Annotated in this window: 8 protein-coding genes; 1 reads left to right on the top strand and 7 read right to left on the bottom strand. The window is 67.5% G+C overall.

Annotated elements, in window-relative coordinates; all coding sequences use genetic code 11:
* The 6 genes from ACWDSL_RS33010 to eccD form a co-directional block, all read right to left on the bottom strand.
* Positions 1 to 2243, bottom strand: a 2243-nt coding sequence (locus tag ACWDSL_RS33010) for an AAWKG family protein (protein ID WP_450491640.1), incomplete at its 3' end; no start/stop codon positions are given.
* Between the two features lie 100 nt (positions 2244 to 2343).
* Entirely contained in the window at positions 2344 to 2832 is a 489-nt protein-coding gene (locus ACWDSL_RS33005; protein WP_450491639.1) for a type VII secretion system-associated protein, read from the bottom strand.
* A 110-nt stretch (positions 2833 to 2942) separates the two neighbouring features.
* Entirely contained in the window at positions 2943 to 3266 is a 324-nt protein-coding gene (locus ACWDSL_RS33000) for a WXG100 family type VII secretion target (RefSeq protein WP_311721705.1), read from the bottom strand.
* A gap of 75 nt (positions 3267 to 3341) precedes the next feature.
* Complete coding sequence (locus ACWDSL_RS32995) at positions 3342 to 3677, bottom strand: hypothetical protein (RefSeq protein WP_450491638.1); 336 nt, start codon at positions 3675 to 3677, stop codon at positions 3342 to 3344.
* Positions 3678 to 3730: 53 nt separating this feature from the next.
* Entirely contained in the window at positions 3731 to 5182 is a 1452-nt protein-coding gene (eccB, locus tag ACWDSL_RS32990; protein WP_450491637.1) for a type VII secretion protein EccB, read from the bottom strand.
* Between the two features lie 42 nt (positions 5183 to 5224).
* The gene (gene eccD / locus ACWDSL_RS32985) at positions 5225 to 6622 is read right to left on the bottom strand and encodes a type VII secretion integral membrane protein EccD (protein ID WP_450491636.1); all 1398 of its coding nucleotides are present in this window, start codon (positions 6620 to 6622) and stop codon (positions 5225 to 5227) included.
* Positions 6623 to 6986: 364 nt separating this feature from the next.
* Between eccD and eccCa the strand changes: the two genes are divergently transcribed.
* Positions 6987 to 10955 (top strand): type VII secretion protein EccCa, encoded by a 3969-nt coding sequence (eccCa, locus tag ACWDSL_RS32980; RefSeq protein ID WP_450491643.1) that lies wholly within the window; start codon positions 6987 to 6989, stop codon positions 10953 to 10955.
* A gap of 127 nt (positions 10956 to 11082) precedes the next feature.
* On the opposite strand, the gene ACWDSL_RS32975 is transcribed toward eccCa, so the two are convergent.
* On the bottom strand, positions 11083 to 11274 hold the full coding sequence (locus tag ACWDSL_RS32975) for a hypothetical protein (RefSeq protein ID WP_450491635.1): 192 nt from the start codon (positions 11272 to 11274) through the stop codon (positions 11083 to 11085).
* Positions 11275 to 11705 lie beyond the last annotated feature (431 nt).

Below are 11705 nucleotides of genomic sequence, written 5' to 3'. Positions count from 1 at the left end.
TAGGCCTCCTGCTCCGCCTGCTTCTGCTCAGCCTCCTTCTCGGCCTCGGCCTGCTTCTGCTCCTGCTCCGCCTCCTTCTGCTCCTGCTTGGCCTCCTGCTCCGCCTGCTTCTGCTCAGCCTCCTTCTCGGCCTCGGCCTGCTTCTGCTCCTGCTCCGCCTCCTTCTGCTCCTGCTCCTTCTTCGCCCGCTCCTGCTCGGCCTTCTGCTGAGTCACCTGGTTGACCTGGAACTGCTGCTGCTGTCGCTGGTACTCCTCCTGCTTCTTCTGCTGCTCCTCCTGCTTGGCCTCGGCCTCTTTCTCCTTCTGCTCCTGCTCCTTCTCCGCCTCGGCCTGCTTCTGCTCCTGCTCCTGCTCCTGCTGCTCCTGCTTGGCCTCCTGCTCCTTCTGGTCGGCCTCGGCCTCCTTCTTCGCCTGCTCCTGCTCCTGCTCGGCCTCCTTCTCCTTCTGTTCCTGCTTGGCCTCCTGTTCCGCCTGCTTCTGCTCAGCCTCCTTCTCGGCCTCGGCCTGCTTCTGCTCCTGCTCCTTCTCCTTCTGCTCCTGCTTGGCTTCCTGCTCCGCCTGCTTCTGCTCCTGCTCCTTCTCCTTCGCCGCAGCCTTGGCTTCGGCTTCCTTCTCCTTCTGTTCCTGCTCCTTCTCCTTCTGCTCCTGCTTGGCTTCCTGCTCCTGCATGTACTTGTCCTGCTTGGCCTCGGCTTCCTTCTCCTTCCGCTCCTGCTCGGCCTCGGCCTCGGCCTGCTTCTCCTCCCACTCCTTCTCCTTACGGGCAGCCTCTTCCTTAGCCTCCTTCTCCTTCTCCTCCTGCTCCTTCCGGTACTTCTCCTCCTTCTCCTCCTGCTCCTTCTGGTACTTCTCCTGCTTCTCCTCCCACTCCTTCTCCTTCTCCTCCTGCTCCTTCTCCTTCTTCTTCTGCTCCTCCTCCCACTCCTTCTCCTTCTTCTCCTGCTCCTTCTCCTTCTTCTCCTGCTCCTTCTCCTCCTTGTCGGCCTTGTCGTCCTGGTACTCCTGGGACAGGCTGTCCCCGCTCGACGTCTTGATCGTGCCAAGATCGAATACCGAGGGGCTCCACGCGTCGTGCACCGTCCGCAGCGCGAAGTCGGCGCTGTCGACCAGGTTTTCCTCGACGGATTTCTTCCACCGCTCGATCGCCGCCTGGCCGACCGCCTTCCAGGTATCCAGACTGTTCAGCGGGCCGTAGTTGTGGCCCTTTTCGTCGACGGCATCCTGGCGGAACTTACCGGTGGCGTGATAGGTGGTTTCCGTTTCGCCACGGGCACGGGTATGCACTTTGTAGGTGATTTTCGTGATGTTGTGGTCCCACACATGGTCGGTGATCTTCGACAGCAGGTCAGAGAGGAAGCTCAGCGGGTTACCATCCTTCCGTTCCCACGTGGCCCAGTCCTGCTGGAGTCCCCGGGCCGCATTCTTGAACACGTCACCTGCGATCCGGATGGCGTCGCCCGGTACCGAAAACAGCGCACCGTTGCGCAGGTCGTCGGCGTAGTCCTCGTACCGCTTGTTCAGCATGTGGATGAGATGCCAGAAGACGCCGGCTGCCGTGCCCTTCCACGCCTCGTTCTCCTGCATCCCGACCCGCTTGTGCCATTCCTCCAGTTCCGCCTGGCGGTAAGTGTAGAACCGGGCGACGCGATCGAAGGCGTCGGCCGCCCTGCCGAACGACGCGAGATCGACGACCCGTTCGGGGGGCACGGATATTCCGTTCCACTCGAAGCCAGTCGTACCACCGTCGTTGTCGAGCACAGCCTCAAGGGCCCGGCCCGTTCCGTAGGCGTACTGCGTGTGCGGGCCGGTGTCCCACTCCGTCCCTTTGTCCGACTTCTTGAAGTCGTTGTCATACCTGGCCTTGTTCTTGCCCCCCTCGTACACACCGCCGGACGGCCTGTCCTCGATGTTGTGGTTGCCCAGGAGCGTGAACCGGGCCTTGTAATAGGTGACTTCGTCTCCCGACGCTTCCTCCTCGGACTCCTCCTCGTCTCCCGTCTTGTAGAAGGGGATCACGAAGTCTGTGTTGCTTATGTTGCGACCCGCGTTATCGATACGCCATTGAAGGTCATCCACATCGACGTAGGTGACGCTCTTCTGCTTGGTGAGTTGCACCTTCATCAGCGGGATTTCGTCGTTGCCGAACCACTCCTCAAACAACGTGTCGATCTTTGGCGCTTCGTAACCGGTGAAATAGTAGATCGCCTGCTGCCAACGATCACTTTCCTTGGAAAACGGCACGGCGGCGCCTCCATCGGGCGGGGGAACGAAGGGGGGTGTGGGGTACTGCGACACTCAGCCTGAACGACTACCGCTCACTTGTTGTCATGATTCTTCACCATCAGTTTTCGTCGTTCTCACCATCGCCCCCGCCGGAGCCCGACCCCCCGGAAGTCAGGTCGTCATCCACGTCTTCGAGGCCGTCAAGGAACTTCTCGCCGTCGATCTTGGCCAGGTTGCCATCCTGCGTCTTCAGCAATGTATGGACGGTTTCCCGCAGGTTGTCTTCGATGTCGTCGAACAGCGTCTGCTGTTCCTCGATCATCCCAACGATCTGGTCGATGAGAGCCACCAGGGTCTTGTGCAGGTGCGCCCCGTTGGTCAGCTCCTCCCCATCACCGGTCATGGCGCCGATCGTGAGGGGCAGCTGCGTCCCCGAGGGGATGGGGGGATCCGCGAAATCATGCGGATTCTCCTTCTTCAGGCTGCCCAGCGCGGGAATATCGCCCCTATCCTGGAGGATCTTTTTCAGCTCCACCTGGAATTCATGCACATCGACGTTGATGAAGTGCTCCATCCACTTCTTGTTCAGCTGAATCTGTTCGGCCATCTCACTACCCCTTCTCGTCGATCGCTGCTTTCCATGGATGTCCTGCGCCGAAACGGGCGACCGCCCACGTGTTCCTGACGCGCAGACAGTCGCCCGTACCGCACCGTGCCTCAGCGGCCGATCTTCACGTTCTCCCAGCCCTGCGTGAGGTTGCGCTGGTTGGTCCGGTAGTTTTCGCCGATCTCGTTGAGCAGCGTCGCATGGCTCGCGAGAAGTGACTTCATCTTCTCGACGGCCTCGTGCCATTTCTGCTGCTTTTTGACGTAGACCTCCTGGTCGTCACCCTCCCAACTGCTGATGAGCTTCTGCATGTCCTCTTCGTACTGGGCGAGGGCCTTTTCTATCTGCTGAGTCTGCAGACGCATGTCCTCAGCCGCGTTGTCGGTATGCGTGAACTGGACATAGATCTGCCCGTCGGAGAAGTCAGTTGACACAGCAGGTGCCTCTTTTCGCTTCGGGGGGTTGGGGGGATGCGGGACGGGTCCGGATGTCCGTCACCCGGGGTTCACTCAGCCGTGCAACGCGTCGAAAATCGACTGCGACTGCGAGTACTGCTGGTCAACGGCGTCGTTCTGCGAACCCTGCGTCAGGTTGTTCTGTCGGAGCGTCTCGTTCAGCTGGTCGATGACGTCGCTGAGGTTCTTCGAGATAACCTCGGCCTGGTCGTCCCACTGCGTCAGCAGGTCCTGATACTTCTGACCGTCACTGCCTCCGTAGGCATTGCCCACGTTGATCTTCGTGTTCTCGACGTCCTGGCGGCTGAGCTGGATGTTGCTGAACGTCTGTTCCGTGCCGGAGATTCCGTTGCGGGTTGCACTCTCTTCTGACCTCGTCAGTCCTGACATGCGATGCCCCTTCGGCTGTTATTCGCCACCAGGCAGGGTGCACTGGCGGCCTGTCATTTCTCTGTTCCACACCGCGGCGCCGAGGATTTACTGCGCCCCTCACTCGCCGCCTGTGGGGTCAGATCCGGGCCCGTTGGCAGCATGGCCAGCAGTGAGGACGGAAGGGCCTGCGCCTCGCCCTCGCTGTATCCCAGCGCCTTCAGGGAATCGGCCGCGGGCAGCCGGTATTTCATTCCGGTGTCCGTCACCAGATAAAGGGTGTTGCCGACCTCGCCGCCGCCCGCGCCCAGCACATGCACCAGTGCGCCTCCGCCCGGCCGCACCGTGATCCGGTTGACCGTCACACACGCCGGGACCAGCCCTTCCGGCGGGGCCTGCGTGGTCGGGCCGAGATCCACGTCGCGGATCAGGGCCACGCTCACCCGCGTACCGTCGCTCCCGGACTCCACTCCGACGCACGGTGTCCGTCCGGTGCCGAGGTCCACCGGCTCCGGCGGGGTCGCCGGCTGCCGCTTCCCCGTCTCCACCTCCGGCGTGTCCGGAGCCAGATGGCCGCTCAGCACGTCGGCGCCCAGGCTCGCGGGCGACACCGCCCCGCCCGCGTACGCCTGCTTCCGGGTGTCCGGATCGCCGAGGACCAGCGCCGCACCGGTGGCGGTCAGCGGGGCAAGCCCCTCCTTGCGCAACAGGTAGTAGCGGGCGGTGCCACCCGGCGCGGCGACCTTGAAGACCTGGCCGACCCGGGTCTTGAGCCCGCCCAGTGCCGGCCCCTGCCCGCCCCGGCCCGGCACGTCGGCCGGGGCCAGGTCCGGGCCCGTGGGCAGGGAGTTGAGGAACGCGGCTGAGACCGGCACCGGCTTGGTGGAGCCGTAGCCCAGCGCCTCGGCGGCGTTGGCCTTCTGGTCGAGCCGCAGCCTGCGGCCCTGCCACACCAGGTAGTCGTCGTTGTCGGGCCCGCTCACCAGCAGCCCCTGCCCCGACTTCAGCCCCGCGCCGTCGGCCTTGGCGCCCACGGCCACCGTGGTGCCGGTCGCTCCGCTGGTGTTGCCGGAGCACACCTGCCACGGGTCGCCGGTCAGGTTGCCGTTGCCCGGCGGCTCGTCGGGGGCGCCGCTGATGCCGACCGGCGAGCCGTGCGGGGTGCCGCGCAGCGACTTGCTCCCGATGGTCATGACCTTCATCTGGTCACCCGCGAGCAGCCGCGCCGAGGTGTGGTTGCGCACCGGGCGCAGCCGTCCGCCCAGGTAGAGGTAGCGGGTGCCGGTCTCCTTGTTGATGACCAGCGTGCCCGGGTCCCGCCAGGAACTCTTCGTGCCGGGGCTGAGCAGGCCGAAGACGAACGATCCGGCACAGAGCAGGATCCCGATGAGGATGCTGATGGTCACGGCCCGGTTGGTCCTGCCCTGCGGGCTCTCCGGGGCGTCGGGATCCGCGCGCAGCATGGCGGACGTCAGCCGCCCCATGACGAACATATGCGCCTGGACCTGATCCCGCTTCGTCTGCATCGGTCACTCCCTTCCGTCTCGGTCCGTCTCGGTCCGTCTTGCTCACGCCATCAGCCCGCGCAGGGCGCTGTAGACGCCGAGCGCCCACAGGACCAGGGGCAGCAGGCTGAGCGCCATCAGGTAGTGCAGGATCTCGGCCGCCCGTCCCCAGTACGGGACGAGGCGCCGCCCCGGGACCGTCCAGGAGAGGATGGCGATGACCGCCGTGAGGCCGAGCAGTCCGGCGGCCACCAGCGGCCGGCGGTCCGGTGCGTACGACTCGGCGCCGACGAGGATCAGCAGCAGCCCGGCCACTCCGGGGAGGGTCAGCGAGAGCCGCTGCCAGGTGTTGCCAAGGCCCCGCGCGTGCAGCATCAGCAGCAGCGACAGCACCACCACCGTGAGCACCGAGGGGAGGTTGGCGTACCAGGCGAGCGCACCGAGGCAGGCGGCGCAGGTGGCGCCGACCGCCCCGTACAGCGAACTCATCCAGCCGTCCGCGAGTGCCGTGCGGCCGGCGACCGCCGCGGTCGGGTGCGGTTCGATGCCCTCCTGGAGCTGCTGGGCGTTGGTCGGCAGCGGTGGCACCTTCAGCCCCGACATCCGGAAGGACAGCGAGGGGACGAACGCGCCGAGCACCACCGCCGCCAGGGCGATGATCCCGGCGACATGGTGCGGCGCCAGGTCCGCGGTGATCATGAGGGTCCCGGTGATCGCGCCGAACGTCGCGACCACGCCGGTGCCGAGGAAGAGCGCGGCGTACGCGGCCACCGCGGCGAGCACGACGATCGCGCCGCCCGCGCCCGCCACACAGGACGCCAACAGCCGTGAGCCCACGACCTCGTTGGCGTGTGCGCCGGTGATGTCGCCGCCGGGCAGCAGCCATCCGGCGAACGCCAGGTAGGGCGCGGCCATGAAGCCGAGCGTGGCGCCCGCTCCGGCGTCGCCGACCGCGCGGCTCGCCGACCCCGCGCCCGCGACCAGCAGCAGTCCGGTCACGGCGGCGCACAGGGCGCGCACCCCCACGGAGCCACCGGGCAGGGCGAGCACCACGAGCCCGGCGGTGAGCACGGTCACCGCGAGGCCGAGCAGCAGCCGCCGGCTCGCTTCGGGGGTCCAACCGTAGGGGCGGGACCGCATGGTGTCGGAGATGCCGGCGACGAGGTCGTCGAGGTGGGCCTCGGGCAGCGCCTCGGTGCGCGGCCGGAGGTAGAGCGTTTCGCCGTCGCGCAGATCGTACGAGTCGAGGGTGCGCTCCTCGTCCATCGGCCCGCCGCCGAGGCGCTGCAGCACCCAGCCGCCGTGGTCGATGCCGGTCTCGCCGAGGTCCTCGCCGCCGTAGCCGAGGACGGCGGGCAGCAAGTCGGCCACGGGGACATCGGAGGGCACCGCCAGATCGACGCTCTTGGTGGGCGCGCGAACGGTCAGCCGGCACAGGTCGGCAACCTGGGTGTCGGTCATCTGGCCGGCTCACGCTCCTCCGGGGTATTCCGCCGAAGGACATTGTGTCGCGAAATGACAGAATGACATTGGAACTCCGTGCGGAAGCTTTCATGGCGGCATTACGCCTTTCGGCAAAGTACACATCTTCAATTGAGTGCACAACACCGGGATCCCGAGACTGGTGCATGCAACACCCACCGCCTGCAGAGAGACAGAATGACAGCGTGTCACTAAGTGACAGAATGACACTGGACTTCACCTGCAGAATGGCACTGAAACTCTCGGCGGGCGCTTTCGAAGTAGCGAAACGGGCCGGACCTGCATTTCAATAGGGCATGGTTCTGCCCGCGCCCACCGCCCGTAAGGAGACCGTTCGTTGAGTGTGGTCCTGTTCCGCAGGCCGGCCCGCCGCCGCGGCCCTGACATGCCCGAGGGCGAGTTGAACCTCCAGGAGCCGCCCACGCTGCCCGAGGTGGTGCCCGACAGCTCCGCCGTGTGGACATATCTGCCCATGGCGCTGATGTCGGTGTCGATGATGCTGATGTTCATGCGGCCGGGCATGAGCCGTTCGTCCGGAAGCCACTTCATGTACCTGGCCGTCGGCATGATGGTGCTGGCCTCCGGCGCCATGATGCTCGGCCAGATGATGCGCAAGATCAGTGAGCGCAAGCAGCGTCTCAAGGGCGAGCGCCGCGACTATCTGCGCTATCTCACGCAGATCCGACGCAAGGTTCGCACCGCGGTCACCGATCAGAAGAAGGCGCTGGCCTGGCGCCACCCGGAGCCCGCGGCCCTGTGGGCGCTGGTGGGCACCACCCGACTGTGGGAACGCCGCCCCCAGGACGAGGACTTCGGCGAGGTCCGGGTGGCCGTCGGCGAGCAGAAGCTCGGCCTGCGGCTGACGCCGAAGGCCACCACACCGGTGGAGGACCTGGAGCCGCTGGCCGCGCACGCCCTGCGCAGCTTCATCCGGGCGTACTCCACCGTCCCCGACCAGCCCATCGCCATCTACCTGCGGTCCTGGGCGCGGGTGCTGTTCCGCGGCGACGAGGAGCGGATACGTTCCGTCGCCCGCGCCGTGATCGCGCAATTGGTGACCTTCCACGCGCCCGACGACATATGGGTGGCGCTGTGCGTGTCCGACGAGCGGCGGGCGGACTGGGAATGGGTGAAGTGGCTGCCGCACAACCTCCACCCCCAGGAGAGCGACGGCGCGGGCCCGGCCCGCATGTGCGTCTCGGCCTTCAACGAGCTGGAGGACCTGCTCGGCGCCGAGTTCCTGGAGCGGCCGTCCTTCGACCCGGACGCGGCGGCCGGGCGCGAGGAGCCGTTCACCGTGATCGTGGTGGACGGCGGAAGCGTCCCCGGCGGGCACCGGCTGGACGGGCCGGGCTTCCGCAACGCCGTCGTACTGGACCTGAGCGGCGCGCTGTCCTGGCGGCCCGGCCGGGTCACGCTCCGCTTCGAGGTGTCCGGGCAGGACTTCACGCTGGTCCGTACCGACCGGGAGCGCAAGGAGCAGCCCACCCGGCTCGGCCGCCCCGACCGGTTCGGACCGCTGGGCGCCGCCGCGCTGGCCAAGCGGATCGCACCGTACCGGATGGGTATGGGCAGCGAGGTCGCCGAACCGCTGTCGGCGAGCGTGGAGTTGACCACCCTGCTGGGGATCGGCGACCTGCGCCGGCACGACCCGGCCACGCTGTGGCAGCGCAACACCGGCTCCGCCCGGCTGCGGGTGCCGATCGCGGTGTGCGCCGACGGCACCCCGCTGGACCTGGACATCAAGGAGTCCGCCCAGGGCGGTACGGGGCCGCACGGCATGCTCATCGGCGCCACCGGCTCCGGCAAGAGCGAGCTGCTGCGTACCCTGGTGCTGGCGCTCGCGCTGTCCAACTCCTCCGAAACGCTCAACTTCGTCCTGGTCGACTTCAAGGGCGGCGCCACCTTCCTCGGCCTGGACGAACTGCCGCACACCTCCGCGGTGATCACCAACCTGGCGGGCGAGGCGGCGCTGGTCTCCCGGATGCAGGACGCCCTGCACGGCGAGCTGATGCGGCGGCAGGAGCTGCTGCGGGCGGCGGGCAACTACACCTCAGCGCTGGACTACGAGAAGGCGCGGGCGTCCGGCACCCCGCTGACGCCGCTGCCCAGCCTGTTCATCGTCGTCGACGAGTTCAGTGAACTGCTGGCCGCGCACCGCGAGTTCATGGACCTGTTCGTGATGATCGGGCGGCTCGGGCGGAGCCTGGGCGTACATCTGCTGCTCGCCTCGCAGCGGCTCGACGAGGGCCGCATGCACCAGTTGGAGAGCCATCTGTCGTACCGCATCGGGCTGCGCACGTTCTCCGCCATGGAGAGCCGTGGCGTGCTCGGCGTGCCCGACGCCTACCAGCTGCCGCCGCGGCCCGGCAGCGGCTATCTGAAGTCCGGTGTGGAGGCGCTGACCCGGTTCCGCGCGGCGTACGTCTCCGGCCCGTACCAGGAGCGGCGGGCCGGCGCGAACCAGGCCCGGGTGGCCAGCCAGACCATGCCGTGGACCTCCGGTTATGTGGTGCCGCGCCAGCTGCCCGACCTGCCCGAGCCAAAGCCCGAAGAGGAGGCGGAGTTCGAGGAGACGGGGGACACTCTGCTGTCCGTCGCGGTGGAGCGGCTGCTCACCGCGGGGCCGCCCGCCCACCAGGTATGGCTGCCGCCGCTGGATCTGCCCGCGACCCTCGACCAGGTGCTGCCGCCGCTCACCCCCGACCCCGACCTGGGACTGACCACCGTCGGCTGGCCGGGCCGGGGACGGCTGACCGTTCCGATCGCCATCGTGGACAAGCCCTTCGAGCAGCTGCGGGACCTGCTGACGATCGACCTGTCGGGTGTCGGCGGGCACATGGCCATCGCGGGCGGCCCGCAGAGCGGCAAGTCCACCCTGGTACGCACCATCCTCACCGCGCTCGCGCTCACCCACACCCCGCGCGAGGTGTCGTTCTTCTGCCTGGACTTCGGCGGCGGCGCGCTGGCGGGCCTGGCGGAGCTGCCGCATACGGCCGGAGTGGCGGCGCGGCTTGACACCGAGCGGGTCGGCCGGACGATCGCGGAGGTCAACTCGCTGCTGGCCGCGCGTGAGCGGTACTTCCTCGACCATGGCATCGACTCCATGGCCACCTACCGGCGCCGCCGGGCCGCCGGGGAGTTCGCGGACCAGCCCTACGGGGACGTGTTCCTGGTCATCGACGGCTGGTCGACGGTGCGGCAGGACTTCGACCAGCACATGCAGACGTTCAACTCGATGGCCGCCCGCGGCCTCAACTACGGCATCCACCTGATCGTCACCACCGCCCGCTGGGTGGAGTTGTCCGCGGGCGTGCGCGACCAGGCCGGCACCCATCTGGAGCTGCGGATGGGCGACTCGATGGACTCCGAGATCAACAGCCGCCGCGCGGCCACCGTGCCTCGGCTGCCCGGCCGCGGTCTGACCCGGGACGGCATGCTGCACTACCTCTCCGCGCTGCCCCGTATCGACGGGATGGAGAGCTCGGAGGACCTTGCGGACGGGGTCGCCGGCCTGGTCGCGGCGGTCAAGGAGAGCTGGCCGGGGCCGCGGACCCCGCAGGTGCGGATGTTGCCGACCAAACTGCCGGTCTCCCAGCTCCCGCCGCCCGAGGGCGATCTGCGGATGCCGATCGGTCTGGAGGAGAGCGCACTGTCCACGGTGTGGCACGACTTCAGCGAGACCCCGCACATGATCGTCGTCGGCGACACGGAGAGCGGCAAGACCAACATGCTGCGGCTGACGGCCAAGGCGATCATGGAACGGTATACGCCCGCCGAGGCACGGATCATGGTCGTGGACTACCGCCGCACCCTGGTGGAGGCCATCCCCGACGAGTACCGCCTGGGCCACGCGGTCTCCGTCGACGCGCTGCGCGACATGATCGGCGGGGCGGCCCCGGCGGTCAAGGAGCGGGTGCCGGGACCGGACATCGCCCCGGGCCGGATGAAGCTGTGCGACTGGTGGACGGGCCCGCGGCTGTTCATCCTGGTCGACGACTACGACATGGTGGGCGGCGACTCGATGAACGCGCCGTTCGATCCGCTGCTGGCGCACCTCGCGCTCGGCTACGAGGTCGGGCTGCACCTGGTCGTGGCCCGCTCCGCGGCGGGTGCCTCGCGCGGCCTCAACGACCGCCTGCTGCGGCGGATGCTGGAGGTCAACACCCCCGGTCTGCTGCTGTCCTGCCCGCCGGCGGAGGGCTATCTCTTCGGCAATATCAAAGGCCGGGTGCTGGCGGCGGGGCGGGCCACGCGCATCGCCCGCCACAAGACGACGCGGGTGCAGACCGCGCTGGTTGACGAGGGGTAGGGCGCGGGTGCGCACGAGCGGAGCCTGGAAAGGCCGTTGCCCCCCGGACCGCGTTCCGGGGGGCGGACGCGTCAGGGGGGCAACGGTGTTTCAGGGGAGGAGCGAACCTCCGCCCGGCAGGGGCCGGCTAGCGCACGAACAGGTCCCAGACCTTCTCCCGGCCCTGGACAATCTTCGCGTTGCAGTTGAACTGAGTGATACGGCCTTGCTGGGCCAGCGTGTTCCCGGCCGTCTGGCAGGCCACGGCCGTCTTGTAGGTCGAGAAGTAGCGGTATTGGGGGGCGGCGGAGGCGGAGCCCGCGGTGAGCGGGATGGTCACTATCGCGGCACCGATCGAAAGAGCGGCAACCGCACGAGAACGCCAGGACTTCATATTTTCCTCAGCTTTCGTCAACGACACTTAGTGACACGTATTCAGTGAATGCATCGCCATGGGGTGGCGACGGGAAAAGCATACGACTCGCGAGGGAAAACCATCAGCCAATCCCGAAGGAATTCCGGTAACACGTCCCCTCCTTTTCGCTGCCCGAATTGCCGCGGAGGCTGCCCGATTCCCATTGCACGCCTGCCCGAAAGGGAGTCGGCGACGAGCCGGCGCCTACCGGAAAAAGCGTGGCGGGCCGTCCATGCGGGCGAGGAGGATGCCCGCATGGGAGTGAGGGCCCGCCCGAATGGTGCTGGAATTCCCAAGGAGCGGACACCGGGGCCGCAAGGACCCTTGGGCCGCTGCCCGTACGGCCCCTCGGCGCC

The organism is Streptomyces sp. NPDC000941 (assembly GCF_053599555.1).
This window is presented reverse-complemented; position numbering and strand designations above follow the sequence as displayed.

Excerpts from the sequence above, each read along its gene's own strand:
- ACWDSL_RS33005 (WP_450491639.1), bottom strand. The coding sequence starts at position 2,832 with ATGGCCGAACAGATTCAGCTGAACAAGAAGTGGATGGAGCACTTCATC.
- ACWDSL_RS32995 (WP_450491638.1), bottom strand. The coding sequence starts at position 3,677 with ATGTCAGGACTGACGAGGTCAGAAGAGAGTGCAACCCGCAACGGAATC.
- eccB (WP_450491637.1), bottom strand. The coding sequence starts at position 5,182 with ATGCAGACGAAGCGGGATCAGGTCCAGGCGCATATGTTCGTCATGGGG.
- eccD (WP_450491636.1), bottom strand. The coding sequence starts at position 6,622 with ATGACCGACACCCAGGTTGCCGACCTGTGCCGGCTGACCGTTCGCGCG.